The sequence below is a fragment of the Desulfovibrio sp. ZJ200 genome (genome assembly GCF_011039095.1).
In the GTDB taxonomy this organism is placed as follows: Bacteria; Desulfobacterota; Desulfovibrionia; order Desulfovibrionales; family Desulfovibrionaceae; genus Desulfovibrio.
Genome location: NZ_JAAKEH010000010.1, coordinates 32,464 through 52,185, shown reverse-complemented (window position 1 = coordinate 52,185; position 19,722 = coordinate 32,464). Strand labels below are relative to the sequence as shown.

The 19,722-nt window shown below is 54.0% G+C and carries 17 protein-coding genes; 14 read left to right on the top strand and 3 right to left on the bottom strand.

Annotated features, from left to right (window positions below; all coding sequences use genetic code 11):
- Window positions 1-2: 2 nt before the first annotated feature.
- From pseC to G7Y52_RS04705, 11 genes are all read left to right on the top strand, one after another.
- Window positions 3-1,136, top strand: a complete 1,134-nt coding sequence (gene pseC / locus G7Y52_RS04755; protein ID WP_165066902.1) for a UDP-4-amino-4,6-dideoxy-N-acetyl-beta-L-altrosamine transaminase — start codon at window positions 3-5, stop codon at window positions 1,134-1,136.
- Window positions 1,136-2,299 carry an N-acetyl sugar amidotransferase gene (locus tag G7Y52_RS04750; protein ID WP_165066899.1) on the top strand — a complete coding sequence of 388 codons (1,164 nt, stop codon included), beginning with the start codon at window positions 1,136-1,138 and terminating at the stop codon, window positions 2,297-2,299. The genes pseC and G7Y52_RS04750 overlap by 1 nt, the downstream gene beginning before the upstream one ends.
- A 4-nt stretch (window positions 2,300-2,303) precedes the next feature.
- Window positions 2,304-3,002 (top strand): acylneuraminate cytidylyltransferase family protein, encoded by a 699-nt coding sequence (locus G7Y52_RS04745; protein ID WP_165066896.1) that lies wholly within the window; start codon window positions 2,304-2,306, stop codon window positions 3,000-3,002.
- Window position 3,003: 1 nt separating this feature from the next.
- Complete coding sequence (locus G7Y52_RS04740) at window positions 3,004-4,062, top strand: N-acetylneuraminate synthase family protein (protein ID WP_165066893.1); 1,059 nt, start codon at window positions 3,004-3,006, stop codon at window positions 4,060-4,062.
- Window positions 4,052-5,539: a UDP-2,4-diacetamido-2,4,6-trideoxy-beta-L-altropyranose hydrolase gene (gene pseG, locus G7Y52_RS04735; protein ID WP_165066889.1), complete on the top strand. Its 1,488-nt coding sequence runs from the start codon at window positions 4,052-4,054 to the stop codon at window positions 5,537-5,539. The genes G7Y52_RS04740 and pseG overlap by 11 nt, the downstream gene beginning before the upstream one ends.
- Complete coding sequence (locus G7Y52_RS04730) at window positions 5,439-6,215, top strand: PIG-L deacetylase family protein (protein WP_206215194.1); 777 nt, start codon at window positions 5,439-5,441, stop codon at window positions 6,213-6,215. Before pseG ends, G7Y52_RS04730 begins: the two co-directional genes overlap by 101 nt.
- A gap of 218 nt (window positions 6,216-6,433) precedes the next feature.
- The gene (locus G7Y52_RS04725) at window positions 6,434-6,904 is read left to right on the top strand and encodes a hypothetical protein (RefSeq protein ID WP_206215193.1); all 471 of its coding nucleotides are present in this window, start codon (window positions 6,434-6,436) and stop codon (window positions 6,902-6,904) included.
- The gene (pseI, locus tag G7Y52_RS04720) at window positions 6,897-7,913 is read left to right on the top strand and encodes a pseudaminic acid synthase (RefSeq protein WP_241159592.1); all 1,017 of its coding nucleotides are present in this window, start codon (window positions 6,897-6,899) and stop codon (window positions 7,911-7,913) included. Before G7Y52_RS04725 ends, pseI begins: the two co-directional genes overlap by 8 nt.
- Window positions 7,914-7,941: 28 nt before the next feature.
- A complete protein-coding gene (locus G7Y52_RS04715) occupies window positions 7,942-9,705 on the top strand; it encodes an LIC12162 family protein (RefSeq protein ID WP_165066881.1) in 1,764 nt (587 codons plus the stop codon).
- Between the two features lie 151 nt (window positions 9,706-9,856).
- On the top strand, window positions 9,857-10,879 hold the full coding sequence (locus tag G7Y52_RS04710) for a glycosyltransferase family 2 protein (protein WP_165066878.1): 1,023 nt from the start codon (window positions 9,857-9,859) through the stop codon (window positions 10,877-10,879).
- A 1-nt stretch (window position 10,880) separates the two neighbouring features.
- The gene (locus tag G7Y52_RS04705; RefSeq protein ID WP_165066875.1) at window positions 10,881-12,200 is read left to right on the top strand and encodes a polysaccharide deacetylase family protein; all 1,320 of its coding nucleotides are present in this window, start codon (window positions 10,881-10,883) and stop codon (window positions 12,198-12,200) included.
- A 19-nt stretch (window positions 12,201-12,219) separates the two neighbouring features.
- On the opposite strand, the gene G7Y52_RS04700 is transcribed toward G7Y52_RS04705, so the two are convergent.
- Complete coding sequence (locus G7Y52_RS04700) at window positions 12,220-13,404, bottom strand: glycosyltransferase (protein ID WP_165066872.1); 1,185 nt, start codon at window positions 13,402-13,404, stop codon at window positions 12,220-12,222.
- A gap of 441 nt (window positions 13,405-13,845) precedes the next feature.
- Between G7Y52_RS04700 and G7Y52_RS04695 the strand changes: the two genes are divergently transcribed.
- Window positions 13,846-14,064, top strand: coding sequence for a hypothetical protein (locus tag G7Y52_RS04695; protein WP_165066869.1), 219 nt, complete (start codon window positions 13,846-13,848; stop codon window positions 14,062-14,064).
- Here G7Y52_RS04695 and G7Y52_RS04690 read toward each other — a convergent pair.
- Together G7Y52_RS04690 and G7Y52_RS04685 are read right to left on the bottom strand one after the other, a co-directional pair.
- Window positions 14,027-15,166, bottom strand: a complete 1,140-nt coding sequence (locus G7Y52_RS04690) for an N-acetyl sugar amidotransferase (RefSeq protein WP_277424285.1) — start codon at window positions 15,164-15,166, stop codon at window positions 14,027-14,029. The two genes, G7Y52_RS04695 and G7Y52_RS04690, sit on opposite strands and share 38 nt — an antisense overlap.
- Window position 15,167: 1 nt before the next feature.
- On the bottom strand, window positions 15,168-16,127 hold the full coding sequence (locus G7Y52_RS04685) for a glycosyltransferase (RefSeq protein ID WP_206215192.1): 960 nt from the start codon (window positions 16,125-16,127) through the stop codon (window positions 15,168-15,170).
- A gap of 484 nt (window positions 16,128-16,611) precedes the next feature.
- Here G7Y52_RS04685 and wecB point away from each other — a divergent pair, with 484 nt between their 5' ends.
- Window positions 16,612-17,703 carry a UDP-N-acetylglucosamine 2-epimerase (non-hydrolyzing) gene (gene wecB, locus G7Y52_RS04680; protein ID WP_165066860.1) on the top strand — a complete coding sequence of 364 codons (1,092 nt, stop codon included), beginning with the start codon at window positions 16,612-16,614 and terminating at the stop codon, window positions 17,701-17,703.
- A 23-nt stretch (window positions 17,704-17,726) separates the two neighbouring features.
- On the top strand, window positions 17,727-19,670 hold the full coding sequence (gene asnB / locus G7Y52_RS04675) for an asparagine synthase (glutamine-hydrolyzing) (RefSeq protein WP_165066857.1): 1,944 nt from the start codon (window positions 17,727-17,729) through the stop codon (window positions 19,668-19,670).
- Window positions 19,671-19,722: the final 52 nt, after the last annotated feature.

The following is a 19,722-nucleotide window of genomic DNA, read 5'->3' as shown; positions in this document are numbered from 1 at the left end:
TCATGAATACGCCCCATTTTATCCCCTATGGTCGGCAGACCATCGACGACGACGATATCGCGGCCGTGGTCGAAGTGCTGCGCTCGGACTGGCTGACCACCGGCCCGGCTGTGGAACGCTTCGAGGCTGACGTTTGCGCCTATACCGGCGCGCGTCATGGCGTGGCCGTCAGCAACGGCACCGCGGCCCTGCACGCGGCCATGTTTGCCCTGGATATCGGCCCCGGCGACGAAGTCATCGTCCCGCCCATGACCTTTGCGGCCTCGGCCAACTGCATTTTGTATCAGGGCGGCACACCGGTCTTTGCCGATGTGGATGCCGAGACGCTGCTCATGGCTCCGGCGGCTGTGGAAGCGGCCATCACGCCGCGCACCAAAGCCATCATCGCCGTGGACTATGCCGGTCAGCCCTGCGACTGGGACGCCCTGCGCGCCATTGCGAACAGGCATCACCTGGCCCTTGTGGCCGATGGCTGCCACGCCCTGGGCGCGTCCTTCAGGGGGCGCAAGGTGGGCACGCTGGCTGACATCACGGTGTTCAGCTTCCACCCGGTCAAGCATATCACCACCGGCGAAGGCGGCATGGCCGTGACCGGTGATAAGCAGCTTGCCGCGCGCATGCGGGCCTTTCGCGGGCACGGCATCACCACCACGGCCAGCCAGCGCGAAAAATCCGGCGCCTGGTTCTATGAAATGACCGAGCTGGGCTACAATTATCGCATCACGGACTTCCAGTGCGCGCTGGGCAGTTCGCAGCTCAAAAAACTGGACGGCTGGATTGCCAAGCGCAACGAACTGGCCCGGGCCTACGCTGCCGCGCTGGCGGGGCAGGACAGCATCCGGCCGCTCAGATGCCGGGAGGATGTCCGCCACGCCTACCATCTTTATGTGGTGCGCAGCCCAGACCGGGATGCCCTGTTCCGCCATCTGCGCGCCAACGGCATCGGCGCCAATGTGCATTATGTGCCTGTGCACCTGCACCCCTACTACCGAAACGTCGTCGGCACGCGGGAAGGCCTCTGCCCCGTGGCTGAAGCCGCCTATCGGGAGATCCTCACCCTGCCGCTCTGGCCGGGGATGACTGAAGGGGATATTTCACGCATTATTCAAAAACTGTGCAGCAAGGAGGCTTTATAATGCGCTACTGTACCAAATGCGTTCAACCAGATACCCGTCCCAATGTATTTTTTAACGAACAAGGAATCTGCGGGGCCTGCCTTTGGGAAGAAGAGAAGAAAAAAATAGACTGGACAGCGCGCAGGCAGGATCTCGCTTCCATCTGTCAATGGGCAAAAGCTCAAAAAGCGCCTTATGACTGTGTCATCGGAGTTTCCGGCGGCAAGGATTCTACGTTTCAAGCCCTGTACATGCGGGACGAAATGAAGCTGCGCCCGCTCCTGGTATGCTCGGAACCCTGCCAGACGACGGAAATTGGCGCCAAAAATCTTGAGAATATCAAAAATCTTGGCTTTGATGTCATTACGCTTAGTGCCGATAAAGAGCTGCTCAAGCAATTCTTCAAAAAAGATTTTTACAGGATAGGAAACCCTAACAGAGCATCTGAGTACTGTGTATATTCCTCAGTATTTATTATTGCTGATAAATTTGACATTCCCCTCATAGTCAATGGCGAAAATCCCGGCCAGACACTTGGGGTTTATGACATGAAGGCAGCCGGAGGTGATGCTACTCAAATATGGGCCTCAAATACGGTCAAAGAAAAAGTTATTGATGCTTATGCCGATGATGGCAACCTGGAAGCCCTCTTTCTATACCAGCCCAATATGACGTCCATCATCAGGAAGGGTATAAGGGGCGTATGGCTGAGCAACTACGTACAGGAATGGGGGCAACTGCATAATGCAAAGTTTTCTATGCGGCACGGCCTTTCTATCCATCCTGAAAGTATGGAGCCTTATGCCAAGGGACTTTACAGACGTTTTTATGCCTTGGATCATAGTTTTCGAGAAGTGAATCAACTGCTGAAATATATCAAATTCGGCTTTGGATTTACTACGGATCAAGCATGCTATGACATTCGCGATGGTGAAATCTCTCGTGATGAAGCCATTTTTCTGGTCAAGGAGCTGGATGGAGGCTGCGGCACCCTCTATATCACGTCTTTTTGCCAATTGATCGATATTGATGAAGGCGAGTTCTGGGAAGTCGCCAATTCCTTTAGAGGAAAAATGTGGTCAGAGGAAAAGGGGAAGTGGGTTCTGGATAATCCCATATGGGAGCAGGAACCCGTAAAAGGTACATACACGGTACGAGATATTATGAGCCGTCTTTCCATATAAAGCCATGTTATCTACAAACATTGCCATCATACCTGCACGGGGAGGCTCCAAACGCCTCCCGCGAAAAAATATTCTCCCCTTCAGGGGAAAGCCTCTCCTGCTCTGGACATGTGAGGCGGCACGGGATTCCGGTTGTTTTGACACTATCGTAGTCTCGACAGAGGATGAAGAAATTGCCCAGATTGCACATGCCAACGGCTTTTCGGTTGATGAACGCCCCGTGGCTCTAGGGTCAGACACTGCGAGTTGTGCAGATGTTTGCCTTGAGTTTCTGAGTCGTCAGGAGCAGTCAGGCATATATTATGATACCCTCTGTTGTCTGTACGCCACTGCCCCCCTGCGAAGTGCAGAGGATATTCGTCATGTCATGGCATGTCTTACGCCTGATACTGACGCCGTTCATGCTGTTTGTGGCTATGACCATCCCCCGCACCAGATGCTCTATCAAAATCCAGAAGGTTTTTTGGTGCCCGCCTTTCCCCTGCTGGTTACCAAAAAATCGCAGGAAGTTCCTGAAGGGGTCATAGGCAATGGCAGTACCTATGCCATCCGCGTCGATGCGCTCAGGAAGTACCGCTCCTTTTATCCCGCGCGCATCAGGGGCTACCGGATGCCTGCCATGCGCTCCGTAGACATTGACACGACCGAGGATTTTGCCTTGCTGGAAGCTTGTGCTCATCTGCTTGAAAAGGAAAGCTACTGACATGATATTTGATTGCATGATCCCTCAAACGAAGCGCCCGGTCAGCATTGTCTTTGAGGCTGGCCCTACCCATGATGGCCTCTCTACGGCCAAAGCACTGGTGGATATGGCCGCAAACGCCGGTGCCGATGCCGTCAAGTTTCAAATTATCAATGCGCGAAAGATTGTTCCCTCCAAAGAGACCCTGTTCACCTATGAGGTACTGAAAAACAAAGTGACGGGCGAAAGGGAAACCGTCACAGAATCCCTGCAGGAAATCCTGTCACGGCGTGAGCTGACGTTTTCTGAATGGGCAGAGCTTATCCACTACTGCAAGGAAAAGCAGGTTCTTTTCTTCGCCACCATCAGCAATGCGGAAGAAATGGAGTTCCTTGCCTCGGCTGGTTGTGCATGCGTCAAAATTTGCTCCGGGGATATCAATTATCACCACTTGCTCAGACTGGCAGCGCGTTTTCCGTGGGTGGTGCAAATAGATACCGGCAGTGCGACCATCGGCGAAGTGGAGCAGGCCGTGGATGTTCTGGAACAGGCCGGATGCCGCAAGATCATCATCAACCATTGCCCTTCAGGCTATCCGGCACGTCTTGAGAGCATCAATTTGCGAACGGTGCAGACCTTGCGGCAGATGTTTCCCTACCCGGTGGCTTTTTCTGATCATACGCCCGGCGCGACCATGGATATCGCTGCTGTAACCTTGGGTGTGGATATGCTGGAAAAAACCATCACCCTTGATCGCTGCATCCGTAGTCCTGAGCATATCATGTCGCTGGAACCGCACGAGGCGGCAGACTTTGTGCGTACCATTCGCGATGTGGAAATAGCCCTTGGCAATCCCCGACGCATCATGACGGCTGAAGAGCGCGCCTTGCCGCCGGTTGCCCGGCGCAGTGTTGTGGCTGCCCGTGATATTGAAGCCGGAGAAGTTCTGACGCAGGATATGCTTGATTACGTTCGCCCCGGTGATGGGCTGCCAGCTCATTTGGACTACTTGGTTCTCGGTAAGCGTCTGTGCACGGCACGTAAGCAGGGAGAACGACTGCTGCCTTCCTATGTTGAATAATACCACACTTATTATCCGTGCCGACGCGGCCCCGCGCATGGGGACCGGCCACGTCATGCGCTGTCTTGCGCTGGCTCAGGCTGCCCGCAGGGAAGGGCTGGACGTGCAGATGATCTGCCGTCTTGGTGTCGACTGGCTGCGGGAACGTCTGGCACGGGAGGATATTCCCCTGCATTGTCTGCCGGACATGCCGCCTGTGGCGGAGGCTCCCGACGATCTGCTGCGACAGCTTCAGACGGCCAATCTGCCGGCTCCGGGAACTGCGACTGCTCCTATCTGGGTCGTCCTGGACGGCTACCATTTCGACACGGCCTGCCAGAAGGCCGTCATGCGGGCAGGGTATCGCCTGCTGGTCATCGACGACTATGCGCACCTGCCTGAATATCATTGCGATGTGCTGCTGAACCAGAATATTGGCGCGGAGCTGCTGACGTATCAGGGCAACATCGGCCGCAAATTGCTGGGGCTGGATTATGTCCTGCTGCGGCAGGAATTCTGGGATGCCCGGAAAAAGGCACAGCAACGCAGCAGACCAGCGCAGCCCCAAAATATTTTAGTGACGCTGGGAGGCGGCAACTGTATCGAACATCTGGAAAAAGTCGCGGCTGACATGTGTCTGCCGGAATTGGCGGGGCGCACGATTCGCGTCATTCAGGGAGCCATGGATGTGGATCGTATCCGTGCGGCTTTTGCTCAGTGCCCGGCACAACTGGAGATTCTGCCCCGTGTGGATGATATGCCCGCCCTCTTGCTGGATACGGACCTGTGCATCACGGCAGGAGGATCGACCTGTTGGGAACTGTGTTGCCTTGGCGTGCCCTTTTTGACTGTGGAAGTGGCTGAAAATCAGCATAACATTGTCGAATATCTGGCAAAACATTTTTCCATACCGCAATTCTCCCTTGAAGCTGTAAAGTCTCAGCTGACAGACATTATTATACCACATTCTCCAGCCATACATAGAACAAACATAAGTAAAGTAATCAACAATCAACAAGAAGATATTTCTTTTATCCCTGCCACGGAAGATGATATACAGTTCGTTTTTTCACTGGCCAATGATAAAGAAGTACGAAAGATGTCATTCCAGCAGCATACGATTACATGGTATGAGCATACGCAATGGTTCCATGATATGCTCATAAAAAAAAATATATTTCTTATAGCTCTATATAAAAAGCAAAAATGTGGATATATACGATTCAACAACAATTATCATGACTCTGAAGTAACGATCGCCATTGATAAAAACTACCGGGGAAAACATCTCGCAAAATACATTCTTAGGGAAGCATGCCTAAAGGTTATCCATGAAAGCCCCATAAAAAGTATACTAGCCTCAATCAAATCTGAAAATTTTTCTTCTCTCAATACATTTGAAAAAGCTTATTTTACCCGTTTATCTGTCAACCAAACGCATAATCAATCTGTCAGAAAATATATTTTTCCGGCACAGGGGAATTATGTTCCAAAGTAGTTCTTCAATCTTTGCCGTTGCCGCTCATCCCGATGATGAAATGCTCGGTTGCGGCGGTACGTTGGCCAGGCTGGCCGCCCTCGGTACAGAAATTCATATCCTGCTGCTTGGTGAAGGCCCGCTGGCCCGCAGTAGCGAAACAGATGACGCACGAGCACATGCCTGTCTGTCCGCCAAACGGGCAGCGCAGGTTATCGGAGTGAATGAGGCCAATGTTCACTTTGCATCCCTGCCGGACAATCGCTTTGATACGATAGCCCTGCTGGACATAGTGCAACACATTGAAGCCCTTGCCGAACAGGTGCAGCCTGATCTTGTTTTCACGCATCATGCCGGTGACATGAATCAGGATCACCGCTTGACCCATCAGGCCGTCATGACGGCCTTTCGTCCGCTTCCCGGTACAAAGCCCGTCACCCTGCTTGGCTTTGAAGTGCTTTCCAGTACGGAGTACACACCGCCCCATACGGCTCCCGCATTTTGCCCCAATGTCTTTGTGGACATCTCGGCAACGCTGGAAACGAAATGCCATGCACTGGCGGAATACGCCTCAGAAATGCGCCCCTGGCCCCATCCACGAAGCATGGAAGCCGTCAGGCATCTTGCGGCACTCAGGGGATGCTTTTGTGGTCATGAAGCGGCGGAAGCCTTTATCCTCTACAGGACTGTTCTGTGAGTACGACCTGCGTCATTGCCGGCTCTCGTCCCTGGTGCCGCCATCTGGCTGACGCTGCGCAGCGGGCAACAGGTATTTCCTGTTCTTTGCTACAGACCCCAGAGGAACTGACCTGCGAGATTCTGGCATCTCTTTCTCCCAGGTACATATTTTTCCCTCACTGGTCGTGGATCATCCCCCGGTCCATATGGGCAAACTTTGAGTGCGTCATCTTTCATATGACGGATGTTCCCTTTGGACGCGGCGGCAGCCCCTTGCAGAACCTGATCATCCGAGGTTATCAGGAAACAAAAATAACTGCCCTGCGTTGCAGTGAAGGCATTGATGCAGGGCCTGTTTATCTGAAACGCCCGCTTTCGCTGCTTGGCAATGCAGAGGAAATCTATATACGTGCCAATGCCATCATCCAGGATATGATAATCGAGATTCTCCGCAGGCAGCCTGAACCAGTGCCGCAACAAGGAGAAGTCACGACCTTCAAGCGCAGAAAGCCTGAAGAGAGCAATCTTGCTGGTTCGACTACGCTAAATGAGCTTTTTGACAGGATACGCATGATGGATGCCGACGGATATCCCCCCGCTTTTTGGGATGTGGGAAATTTTCGACTCCATGTGACACGCGCCTCTCGCAAGACCGACAGAATACTGGCCGATCTTTGTATAACACTGAAGGATGATAGCGATGTTTGACAGAGCAAGTGCCTATATCATTGCCGAAGTTTCCGCCAATCACAACGGCAGTATTGAACGCGCCGAGGCCATCATCCATGCCGCTGCCGAGACTGGAGCCGATGCCGTCAAGTTGCAGACCTATACGGCGGATACCATGACCATTCCCTGCGACAATGAATACTTTCGTATCAAGGGAACGCTGTGGGAAGGCAAGACCCTGCATGACCTCTATCAGGAGGCCTCCACGCCGTGGGAATGGCAGCCGCGCCTCAAGGCTCTGGCCAATGACTTGGGCATGGACTGCTTTTCCACCCCTTTTGATGCCACCGCCGTGGATTTTTTGGAAAAAATGAACGTCCCCTGCCATAAGGTAGCGTCTTTTGAAGTGGTGGATATTCCGCTGCTCAAAAAAATTGCTTCCACAGGCAAGCCGGTCATCATGTCCACCGGCATGGCCAGTCTGGCGGAAATAGACGAAGCTGTGACGACTCTGCGCGAAAACGGAACCACCGAGCTTGCCCTGCTCAAGTGCACAAGCGCCTATCCCGCGCCGCCTGAAGAAGCCAATTTGCGCACCATTCCCCATCTGGCGCAGGCCTTCAACTGTGTGGCCGGCCTTTCAGACCACACGCTGGGCAGTGCCGTGGCTGTGGGCGCTGTGGCCGCAGGCGCGCGCATCATCGAAAAGCATTTTACCCTTGCCCGCGCCGATGGTGGCCCGGACAGCGCCTTCAGCATGGAACCGCACGAATTCAGGCAGATGGTGCAGGATATCCGCACGGTGGAAAAGGCCCTGGGAACCGTCTGCTACGACTTGACGCCCAAGCAGAAAGAAAGCAAGGTCTTCCGTCGCTCTCTTTTTGTGGTCAAGGATATGGAGGCAGGTGAAGTTTTCACGGAAGAGAATGTGCGCAGCATTCGCCCGGGATATGGCTTGCCTCCCCGTTTTCTGCCTGTGGCCCTGGGCAGACGCAGTGCGACACCCATCAAGCGGGGAACGCCGCTCGCACTTTCCCTTTTGAGCTAATTTTTATATTTGTACGAAAGGATTCACGATGGTCACCCAGTATCTTTGTTCCGCCCTTGTCGAAGCCCGCCGGAAGGATGCCGAGCGCTACTATGTCCCGGAGTATCCTGTTTACCTGGCTGTTTGCCGTGATGTAGCAGTAGAAAAACTGATTTGTGCACAACAGGTGTTTTCCTCACGCAGTGAAGTTGAGTCTGCGATTGAATACATAAATGCCATTTATCCAAAAATCCTCTCACACTTTGCCGAGCGTCTGACAACTTTGCATCAATACGGCAATATGGCCTTCTGGAAGCGTGCTATGGGTTTGAATTTATCCTTTTTCATAGAAGCTATCTATACAAAATTTTTTATTTTCCAGAAGACATTTGTTCCTTCGTATACTTTCAATCTATTTTCTACACCAGTACCATCTTTTCATAAACTTGATGATATGGGAAAGTTCCTTTTTGAAACCAATTACGGAAATGAGTACTTGTTTACAAAATTCATACAGACTATTTTCCAAAATCTCCCAGCCAATGAACATACTTCTAATGTTCAGGTAAATATCAACTTGCCTGGTAAGCACCATTTGCCACAGAGCACTGATGGGTTTTGCAAGTATTCGCTTGTCAACTTGCTGCGCAAACTACTTTCCTTGCGCTCTCCCACAGTCGGGTTGCTGGGTACCGGCATTTCCACGCATCATGCCTACAGGCTTACCTGTGCCAGTCTAGGGAAAATACAAAGTCTTTACGCGCCTATCATAACGTTTCCTCCAAGAAAACACAATATAGCCCTCAGAGAGGCTCTCTTTACTGGCTTTCCTGAAGAAAGTTCTTTTTGTCGTTTTTTGAAGACTATCTTAATTGAAATTTTTCCTACCCTCTATCTTGAAAACTTTGCGGATGCTCTTGCGCAAGCACGTTCCTTTTGGGAAAATTTTCCAAATCTCAAATACATTATTAATGAAGATTGTATTGGTTACTCTTTGCAGTCTTTTTTATTGGCCGTTGCCCATGAAGAGCGACACCTTCGTGTCTATATCAATGAGCATAATGGCTTTTTATATCCTTTTTTAAATACACACGAAGATAGAATTCTTGATTTTGTCGATAAATTTCTTACAGGTGGCAGAAAAACAAATAACCCTAATATGATTTCTCTGGGCCGCTTGCGCCACTGGTATAATGAACGGCCAGCGGAGCTGGACATTGACGCGCTTTACATTGATGCTCCTTACTGGAAAAATCGCAGGCAAATTGATGGATCTGATACCTTTGCCGGCGGCGCAAACCTGGTCGGGCTTTTCACATTTTTTCTTGATTTTTTTTCCCGGCTTTCTGAGCAAAATATCTCCCGCATAATGTATCGTCCCCATCCGCTCACCGAAATCGATGTTGAACAGTTGCCGACGGAACTGCAAAAATATATTCGGGCCATGCGGCAGGCGGATCCGAAAATGCCTGGAACGGCACTGCTTGCCCGCTCGCGGCTGACTATTTACGCATATACGAACAGCGGTTATGTGGAAGCGTTGCACAACAACAAGCCCTGCATAGTCTTCTATGATCCGAGCCGCTGTTTTCTTAGCGAAAAACATGCCGACTTTTTTGACGCTCTCATTGAGGCAGGCATTGTGGTTCAGACACCCCAAGCCGCTGCCGAGCGACTGACACAGGTGATTGATGATCCGCAAGGCTGGTGGCAATCCGCATCTGTGCAGCGGGGTCGCAAGGCATTCCTGGATAAAAACCTTGGCGACCCCAAAGCCCTTTTTGACTATCTGGTGCGGCTCGCCAGAACATAGAGCATTTTCACTTTGAAAATGCTCTGCTGACGCGAAAGCGGCAGCCGCCGCAACGCGGCGTACATTCAGGCGGCGTTTTTCGCCTGAATGCCACCTTTGACTTTCATAAAAAGTCAAAGGTAATCTGCTCTAGTATGCAGGAGGCTCAAGTATGGCGCCGCTGGTTTCCTTTTGTATTCCGACGTATAACGGCATGGCGTACTTTCCCGAGCTGATGGAAACGCTGCTGCCGCAGCTTGACGGGGACGCGGAAATCATTATTTCCGATGACTGCTCCAGCGACGGCACATACGAATATGCCCTTGAACTGCAAAAGCGCGACACACGCATTCACGTTTACCGCAATGCGGCCAATCTTGGCATGGACGGCAACTTTCACCAGGCGGTTAACTATGCTACAGGAACGTATATCTGGTTCTCTGGACAAGATGATCGTTTTGGAAAAGATGCTTATATGACCTTCAGGAATCTTTTAATACGCCATCCGGATACAGATTGTGTCTATTTTAACTATCGTCAGTACTTTTCAGAACCTACCCCTCATTACGGAGAAACGTATCTTCCACTGCACAAAGATTTTTTCTCCCACAATGCTGATGAATATTTTGCACGTCTGGACAGAGCCCCTTCTTTTCTACCGGCCATCGTCATGCGCAGGGACTTCTGGCAAAAAACAGACTTGAGTCCTTTTTACGGAACGCTTTATATACAGGTAGGCTGCTGGCTGCTCCATGCAAAAGATGCGCATGTTTACGTTGTTGCCGATCCCACGCATATCGATTGTCGCTGCCCGCTGGACTCCTGGAAATATACGGATGGCACTATGTGGTACAAAACAAAAATAGGAACTCTTGCCACATATTGTCTGGCGCTGGATCTGAATCCGCAGTCCTATCCTCGATTTGCCTATGAAAAGATACGATCGGCATTTCTGAGGGAACTTCCGTTTGATGGCATCTTTTTTAAGGCGCAGGGAATGCAGGTAAAAAAACAACAACGAAAGTTAACCCGCCTTGTCTTTGGGAGACAGCCTCTACTGTATTATGGCTATGTCCTGCCTCTGCTGTTTATCCCCCGCCCTCTGGCATGCCTTGTTGCCCGCTGCTGCAACAACCGCTGGGGTCAAAGCATCTTCCATTGGCTTCGCAGAACACTACTCCCCTTCAGAAATTGACATGCTGCAAATCTTCACACCAGGCCACTTTTTCCATCCCGAATATGTCTATATCTGTGCCACTGTCTTTGGCGACTTTCTGGACACTCCCTATGAACTGCACACAGGGACGGACTGCAGCAGCTGGATACTGCGGCAGGGAGCCGCGAAAATCCGTCTAGGCAATTGTCTCTTTCCAGAAACGGCGCCAGAAACCTTCTTCCAGCTCTCCCGCCTTGCCCCGAATGGGAAGACTCTGGAGGCAAAAAATTTTCGTGGGCACCCCCTGATGACGTTGCAGGCCGCCGAAGAAGATGCCAACGCCCTCCCTGACCTTCTCGGAACCATATTTTTCCTTCTAACGGCGTTTGAGGATGCCTGCAATCTGCCGCGAGATGAGCACGACCGCCTCCTTCCCGAACAAACATGGCTTTACCGCAACTCTCTTCTCTTTCGTGCCGTTGCCGATGAACTGCTGGAAGAACTTGTACACCGTCTAGCGAGCGTCGGCATCACAATTCCGATTCGGAACCCCTCCCATGCTGTGGTGTACAGCTGCGATGTAGATACGCCTTTTCACTGGCACCATCTTTCACCCCGCCGCTTTGTCCGCGTGGTTGCCGGCGCTCTGCTCAAGCGTCGAAATATTTCCGAAGCGGCCCGAATGCTACTTTCCCGACTTGATGCAGCACGCGATCCTTACTTCAGCTTTGCCACTATCTGCGACACGCTTGCTGAATGCGGCATAAAGGGAAATTTTTATTTTATGGGCGGCGCCAGTTCTCTAAAATACGATACCCCCTATGATCTGAACTCGCCGCCGCTACAACGCCTGCGCGACAACCTCCTGCAACAGGGACATCAAATCGGCTTTCATCCCAGTTATCATAGCAGCGACAACGAGGAAATCTTTTTCCGGGAACTGCAATGCCTGCGGCACTGGTCGCCGGAACCTGTCTGCGAAGGACGTCAGCATTATCTACGCTTCAAAGGATCTGCCACTTGGCGCATGTGGGAAAAATACGGTCTTATCTGCGATTCGTCACTGGCTTATTCTCATGCTCTCGGCTTTCGCTGCGGCACAGCACGGAAATTTGGCGTTTATGATCTCGAGCAGCGCCGCTCGCTTTCGTTGAAAGAACAGCCGCTGCTGTGTATGGACGGTACCCTGATTGAAGCTGCCCCCCCCCTGAGTGAAGATGCCTTTGCCCTCACACGCCAGCTGCATGAAACCGTGTGCCATTACGGCGGCAGCATGACCGTGCTCTGGCACAACTCCAGCTTGTCTGCTCCTGAAAAATTTCGCCACTTTACCGAACTACTTTCACAGCTCTGCCGCTGATGCAGAATTCTCTCTCTTGCTACAGTCCGTAGGCTTGAAACATTGCCTTTGCCTCATGTTCCCAGCACAGCTCCTGCGCCGCTGCCAGGGCGTTTTGCTTCATGGCATTAATGGCCTCGGCATCAAGGCCGTTCAGTCGTTCCGCGATGGCTTCCGGTGTGCAGGCATCCACGCAGATTCCGTGCCTATAGGTATCCACCAGCTTTTTCATTTCGGGAAAGGCAGAAACGCAGAGCGCCAGCCCGGCCATGGTATTTTCAAAAAATTTGTTGGGCAGCATGAACCGATGTTGCGGGGAATAGCCATCCACAACTTCATACCCGATATCTGCCTGTGCCGCCGACCTGACAATTTCCGCAAAGGGCACGACATCCGTAAAATGGACGCGGTCTGACACGCCGCAGCGCTGCGCCAGGGCCTTGAGTTCAGCCTTGTATGGCTCTTCTCCCGGCCCCCGGATCTCGACCTCGAAACGCTCATCCAGCAATGCCGTCGCCTTGATCAGCACATCAAGACTGCGCGAATAATCCACACAGCCGTGGTACAGGATGCGAATCGTTTTGCCGCAGGGGCGATAAGGGATAGCTTCGTAAAAGGGCACACTGCGCGCGACGCCGGGGCGGACGGCAAGGCGGTAATCCGTCCGCAAAAGATCGGCAATGCCGTCGCAGACGGTCGTAATGCCCGAGGCTTGCGGAAAATAGCGGCGCTGAATGGCATCCGCATGCCGATTATGGGCATACTTGCCCAAAAAATCCCGCACAAGGCGACCAGTGGGGCAAAATTCCTCCCGGGCATACTCGTGCACGTCAATGCCGAATGACGTCCCCTGTTCCGCCGCCAGCCCGCAGGCCAGGGGCGCGCATGTCCAGTCATGGGCAATGATGCAGTCATAGCGCCGGTCATCACGCCGAAAGGCATCCATTGCCGCTCGATTCTGCGGATGCAAGGTCCAGGCGAGACCGGATGGAAGGAATAGACGGGCCAGCGCCTGCGGAATTGTCCAGCTGCGGCGGGGGGTAATTCTTTCAATGGTCAGCAGCCGTATTTGGGACGGCGGTTCGCCGCCGCTCCAAAATCCCGCCAGCGTGACCTGCCAGCCCTTTCTGACAAAGGAATCCGCCTGTCGCAAAACACGCGGCGCTCGCTCAAGCGGCTTGTAGGCAATGATGCAAATATGCTTTTGCCTGGGTGCTGTATGCATGGCACCTCCTTGTCAATCCATGCCGCGAGGCTTCTAGTGTTTATCTCCGGCAGGGACAGGAAAAAGGCTTGATAACACCAATGCGGTACATAGCCCGTGGGATGGAGTACATACTCCGCATATCCGCCGGCATGGAGAGTCGCAAAATCTATGATACGGCAGATCAAAAGCTCTCATTTTATTGCCATCAGGCACAGGCATTTTCAATAAATACCTTACCAGCGCTGGATTTTTCGCGAAAAATTCTGCAACCACACTGACGATTAGGCAGGTAACAACTGGGCACAGACAATAAAGCAAGAAAATCAGCCGCATGCCAATCCAAAAAAAAACTGTAAGAGCGACGCGACATTGCAGGATATTGCGACCGCGCATGTCGAGTTCTGCCTTGCATCAGCTTTTCCGGAAGATTATGTTGCTGCGTGACATCCTTACTGGTCCATGGCAATAGAGCATTTTCACTTTGAAAATGCTCTGCTGACGCGAAAGCGGCAGCCGCCGCAACGCGGCGTACATTCAGGCGAAAACCGCGTTTTTCGCCTGAATGCCACCTTTGACTTTCATAAAAAGTCAAAGGTAATCTGCTCTAGAAAACGGGCAGAGGCTGGCCTCTGCCCGTTTTCTATTTCACGATTCCCATACGTCGTAGAAATACTTTGACATTTCGTGCCGCATGCAACATGCCTGACCGGTTGGGGTAATCCCTGAAGGTGCGATTGGGCAGCGCCATCAGGCGTTCCCAGTCAGCTTCCGTGAGCCCCAGGCGTTCAAGCACAAAAGCCGTGTCCTCGCGCAATTCTTCCGGCTCGTAGAGCGGCTCCTGCAACTGTGTCAGAGCCTCCTCGCGAGTCATCTGCCCGGCCGCGATCAAACTGGACAAATGGGCACGCCGTATGTCAAATCCAAACTTCGTGGGCAGGTAGTAATTCTGAATCAGCTTGGTAAACCGTGATTCAGAATGCTTGCGGCCGTAGTTCTCCCATCCGGCCTCTCGCTGCAGCACGAGCTTTGCTTCATCAGGGTTGTAGGGCATCCAGTGCAGGGGCGTCACGGCCTTGACTGTCGGGAACAGCGGAATATCGTTATAAAACTTGCAACAATCCCAGAAGCTCAAGGTGGGGAAATGCCGCAATGGCCGCTGCCCGAAACGCTTGTGGATCGCCTTGAGCTGACGGGAATCCATTGCCATATAGCCCCAGGCACGAGGCAGCACCGACTCGGACACCAGATTGAAGCCGGACAGCCAGTAACGCAGCCCCATTTTTGCCGCCGTATGAAACAGGACAGCGAAAAAGGCATGATCCTGCGGGACATCCTGGTTGGCGAGAGCTGAATACAGATAGGCACGTTGCAGATCGCGCATTTCCTCCCAGTCGATCGTGCAGGTATGGAGTTCATATCCCAGATGGCTGATAAGGCGCTGGATATTCTGCTCCGCAACAGGAGTGTTCCAGCCGGCATCCACATGGAAGACCAGAGGCCGCAAGCCCCACTCCTTGGACTTGTACGTCAGCCACGAGCTGTCTACCCCGCCAGACAAGCCTATCAGGCAGTCATAGTCCTTTCCCCTGCCCGCATGACGCATTTCTTCAACCAGTTTCTCCAGTTTTTCCTGTCCGCGTGCGTCGGGCATATAGGACTGTTCAAGACGACGGAGCGCATCGCTGCAGTGGTTGCACTGCCCATTGGCGTCAAAACTGATGTCAGGATCACTGGTATCCATGACGCAACGGGTGCAGATCTGATATGTCTTTTGGCTCATCTTATGGTCTCATCAAGGAAAAAAGGGTTTTCCGCAAATGTTCCTCATTCCGTTCCCAACAAAGGCTTTGGGCAGCGTTATGCGCGTTGCTCTTGAAGCGGGCGATGCTTTCGGGCGTGAGGGAACGGATAGCCGCGGCAAAGGCCTGCGGCGTAAAATCTTTGGCGACTACACCAAGATCATACTGCCGCAGCATGGCCGACATGTCCGGCAGCGGCGTGATGGCCAGCGCCAGACGGGCCTGCACATATTCAAAGAATTTGTTGGGCAGGGTACGTCGATGATTGAAGGTGTTGTCCGGCAACAGGAATACCCCCACGTCATGTCCGCTGATGCGCGCCACAATCTCATCCATGGGCACGGGATCAAGGAAGCGAATGTTGCCCGCAGCTCCGGCAAGCTGGCGTAATTTGTCATAGTAGTCTGGCTCATTGGGAACAAGCATGACATCAAGTGTGGCAATGCCTTCCAGCAAGCGGAAGGCTTCCAACATGACTTCCAGCCTGCGCCCGCTGCTTGCAGCTCCGTGATGGATACAGCGCACAGGGCCGTCGTGAGCCGGTGCAGGCGCTATGTCCTGATAATAGGGGCAGCTTGGCAGCAGCTCGCAGTCCAGCCCGTATTCCTCGTGATAGCCCTGAGCCAGGCCTGGCGATACCGTGAAAATATGATCCAGCCGGGGAAAATACTTCCGGCAGACATAGTCATTGATGCCGCTGAGCGTCAGATTCCAGAGAAAACTTTGCTCAAACTGCCGGGGGTAATACTCCCGGGCATCCAGTATGACCGGGCAGGGCCTGTCCCGATTCGTTCTGGCCTCGCGTATGGCCAGCGCCAGCGGAACCAGCAGGCAGTCCTGACAGATGATGGCGGAAAAATCCCTTCCCTTCAGGTGTTCAAAAATTTCCCGCTGTCGGGATGTCCAAAGATCCTGCTCATAGCGGTGGCAAAGCAACCCCACAGCCCGACGGATACGCCGAGACAGAGAATGGGATGATTGGCCAAGGTCAAAAAACTCTTCCGGTGTTTCAAAACCTGCTACAGGGGGAGTTGCACAAACAGTGACGGCCCCTAGTGAACGCAGCAGGGAATAGAAGCGAGTCGGACGGGGATCCCGTCCCAGAGAACTGGAAAATACCTGCAAGAATTCCACGGATAACGTCCTCAGAAACAGATTGCTAAAAGATCAGATCTACCGAATTCTTTTGTACATTATGATACATACTTTTCAAAAATTCTTGTACGCTCATGCTATGGGTATCTATTGCCATATTTTTGAGGGATTCACCTTTGAGATGATTTTCTTAAAAAATTCATTTTAATTTTACAGGGTTGAGAAAGGAATTTCACTCTGAAAGTGAATCCTTCCGCCCTTCCCTTCGCTTGTCCCGCGGAGATGAATTGAGTATGCTGATTCTTTATAGCAACAACAGGCACGGCATGACATGAAGGTGATCTCTCTGGTAGGCGCGCGCCCCCAGTTTGTCAAGGAAGCCCTGGTCGGGGAAGCGGCCCGGCGGCTCAATGCCTGGCAACATGTCCTTGTCCATTCCGGTCAGCACTATGATGCCAACATGTCCGACATCTTCTTTGAGGAGCTGGGCATCCCCCGACCGGATTACCACCTCGGCATCGGCGGCGGCAGCCATGCGCAGATGACCGCAGCCGCCCTGACCGGCATGGAGGACATCCTGCTCAAGGAAAGGCCGGATGCCCTGCTCGCCTACGGGGACACCAATACCACCCTGGCCGGGGCCCTGGCCGCGGCCAAGCTGCATCTGCCCGTCATCCATGTGGAAGCGGGCATCCGCATGCTGCCCAAAACCATGCCCGAAGAAATCAATCGCGTGCTGACGGATCGTATCTCCGCCGTCATGTGCTGCTGCTCCGAGCTGGGCCGCCGCAATCTGGCTGCCGAGGGCCTCACCGACGGCGTGTGCGTGACCGGCGACGTCATGTACGATCTCTTTTTGCGCATGCGGTCGCGCTTCACGCCGGAGGCGACCTGCGCGGCCATGTCGCTGCGCCCCGGCGAGTTTGTCCTTGCCACCCTCCACCGTGACTACAACGTGGACACGCCCGCCTCCCTGCGCGGCATGCTGGAAGGGCTGGCCGCCGTACAGAAAGAACTGGGCCTTGCTGTCCTGCTGCCCCTGCATCCGCGTACCCGCAAACGGGCAGAGGAATTCGGCGTCACCGGCCTGCTGGAGCGCCTGCGTACCTGCGCCCCTGTGGGCTATCTGGAGGTCATGTCCCTGGCCAGTGCGGCCCGCTTCGTGATCAGCGATTCCGGCGGTCTGCAAAAAGAAGCCTATTACGCAGGCAAGCGCTGCGCCGTCATGATGCCGGACACCGGCTGGCGCGAACTGACGGACTGCGGCTGGAACACGCTCTGCGCCCCGGAACGGGAGAGCATTGTCCAAGCGGCCTCCCGCATCATGGAACCCCTTGCCTGCCCGGAAGGCATCTACGGCGATGGCAGAGCCGCGGAAAGCATCATCAGCGCCGTGATACGCATGCCCTTTGCCCGCGCCTGAACCGCAACACAAGGAATCGTTGCATGTGTGGCATATTCGGCTGGATTCCCGCGCCCGGACACTCTTCCCGTGATGTCCGTCCTGTTGTGCGTACCCTTCTGGCGGATCTGCGTCATCGCGGCCCCGATGACGCGGGTTGTCTTGTCTTTCCCGCTGATGATCCGTCACATCCAAAAAATGGGCAGACATTTTCCGGCGAAACGCCCTGTGCCCTGCTGCTGGGCCAGACCCGCCTCTCCATCATAGATCTTTCGCCCGCCGGGCATCAGCCCATGCGCAGTGCCGACGGCCGCTACACGCTGATCTACAACGGAGAAATCTACAATTACCGCGAATTGCGGCAGGAATTGGAGCAGGCGGGCTGCGTCTTCCGCACGGCCACCGATACGGAAGTACTTCTTCATGCACTCATTACCTGGGGTAAGGAGGCTCTTCCTCGCCTTGCAGGAATGTTTGCTTTTGCGCTTTTTGATGAGAAACAACATACGCTGCTTTGTGCCCGCGATTGTTTCGGCATCAAGCCCCTCTTCTGGCATGCCGGAGAGAGCGGCTTCTGCTTTGCCTCGGAAATTCCGGCCCTGCTGCACATGCCGGGTGTGCCGCGCCGCACGAACCCCACTGCCGTCTACCAGTACCTGTGCTACGGGCAATACGACGCGGGAGGCGCCACCCTGCTGGCGGATATCCATGCCCTGCCGCCCGCCCATTGCGTGGAAATCTCCCTTGCCGATCCCGCCCGTGTCCGTCCGCACCGCTGGTGGAAACCGGATATTGCGGACACCAGCCCCCTGTCCTTCGAGGCGGCAGCCGAGCGTCTGCGGGAACTTTTTCTGGCCTCCGTGCGCCTGCATCTGCGCAGCGACGTGCCCCTGGGCGTGGCGTTATCCGGCGGCATCGATTCCTCGGCCACCACTTGCGCCGTACGCCTCCTTGAACCGGATGCTGATCTGCATACCTTCAGCTTCATTGCCGCCGGTTCGGACGTCTCCGAAGAGCATTGGGCTACCCTGGTGGCGAAAAAAACGCGGGCCATCCGCCATATCGTCACCGTGGAGCCTGCGGAACTGACCGCCGATCTGGATGCCCTGCTCCTTGCCCAGGGCGAACCCTTCGGCTCCACCTCCATCTATGCCCAGTACCGCGTTTTCCGGCTGGCCCGGGAATGCGGCATCACAGTGACGCTGGACGGTCAGGGCGCGGATGAGCTGCTGGCCGGATACTATGGTTACCCCGGCCCGCGTATGGCGGGCCTTCTGCAACAAGGGCGCTTTCTCTGGGCGCTGAAAAATTTTCAGGCGTACCGGCAATGGCCGGGCAGAACTTCTTCCTATCTCTGCCAGCAGATCATCCGGGAAGTCATTCCTGCCTGGCTGACGCCGCTGGCCCTGCGCTGTATCGGACGTTCCGCCGCACCCGGCTGGCTGGATACTGTCGGACTGCGTGAACGGGGTGTCCGTCTGTTGCGAGAGGAGAGACGCCGGGATATCTACCCGGACGGAAGCCTGCTCAAGCGAACCCTTGCTGCTCAGTTACTCTGGAACGGCCTGCCGCAGCTGCTGCGCCACGGCGACCGCAATGCCATGGCCCATTCCATCGAAAGTCGTGTCCCCTTCCTGACCCGGGAACTGGCCGAATTCTGCCTGTCCCTGCCGGAACACTATCTTGTGGATGATACAGGCTGCAGCAAGAGCGTCTTTCGACGCGCCATGCGCGGCATCGTGCCGGATGAAATTCTGGATCGGCGCGACAAGATCGGCTTTGCCACGCCCGAACGCCAATGGCTGGAAAGCCTCGGCGACTGGGTGGACGCAACTCTGGAGCAGGCCGCAAGCGTGCCCTGGCTGCGCATGGACGTTGCCCGCCGCGAATGGCAGGACATCCGCAACGGCAAAAGCGCCTTCAACTGGCGTGTCTGGCGCTGGCTGTGCTACACCCGCTGGGTGCAGCTTTTTGACATTACGGAATGACCTTGGCTTGTCCCCCCAGACAGAAAGGAGTATCGTTTCCCTCTCAAAAACG

Bases quoted from the DNA above. Each gene is read 5' to 3' on its own strand.
- pseC (WP_165066902.1), top strand. From the start codon at position 3: ATGAATACGCCCCATTTTATCCCCTATGGTCGGCAGACCATCGACGAC.
- G7Y52_RS04750 (WP_165066899.1), top strand. From the start codon at position 1,136: ATGCGCTACTGTACCAAATGCGTTCAACCAGATACCCGTCCCAATGTA.
- G7Y52_RS04745 (WP_165066896.1), top strand. From the start codon at position 2,304: ATGTTATCTACAAACATTGCCATCATACCTGCACGGGGAGGCTCCAAA.
- G7Y52_RS04740 (WP_165066893.1), top strand. From the start codon at position 3,004: ATGATATTTGATTGCATGATCCCTCAAACGAAGCGCCCGGTCAGCATT.
- pseG (WP_165066889.1), top strand. From the start codon at position 4,052: ATGTTGAATAATACCACACTTATTATCCGTGCCGACGCGGCCCCGCGC.
- G7Y52_RS04725 (WP_206215193.1), top strand. From the start codon at position 6,434: ATGACGGATGTTCCCTTTGGACGCGGCGGCAGCCCCTTGCAGAACCTG.
- pseI (WP_241159592.1), top strand. From the start codon at position 6,897: ATGTTTGACAGAGCAAGTGCCTATATCATTGCCGAAGTTTCCGCCAAT.
- G7Y52_RS04715 (WP_165066881.1), top strand. From the start codon at position 7,942: ATGGTCACCCAGTATCTTTGTTCCGCCCTTGTCGAAGCCCGCCGGAAG.
- G7Y52_RS04710 (WP_165066878.1), top strand. From the start codon at position 9,857: ATGGCGCCGCTGGTTTCCTTTTGTATTCCGACGTATAACGGCATGGCG.
- G7Y52_RS04705 (WP_165066875.1), top strand. From the start codon at position 10,881: ATGCTGCAAATCTTCACACCAGGCCACTTTTTCCATCCCGAATATGTC.
- G7Y52_RS04700 (WP_165066872.1), bottom strand. From the start codon at position 13,404: ATGCATACAGCACCCAGGCAAAAGCATATTTGCATCATTGCCTACAAG.
- G7Y52_RS04695 (WP_165066869.1), top strand. From the start codon at position 13,846: ATGGCAATAGAGCATTTTCACTTTGAAAATGCTCTGCTGACGCGAAAG.
- G7Y52_RS04690 (WP_277424285.1), bottom strand. From the start codon at position 15,166: ATGAGCCAAAAGACATATCAGATCTGCACCCGTTGCGTCATGGATACC.
- wecB (WP_165066860.1), top strand. From the start codon at position 16,612: ATGAAGGTGATCTCTCTGGTAGGCGCGCGCCCCCAGTTTGTCAAGGAA.
- asnB (WP_165066857.1), top strand. From the start codon at position 17,727: ATGTGTGGCATATTCGGCTGGATTCCCGCGCCCGGACACTCTTCCCGT.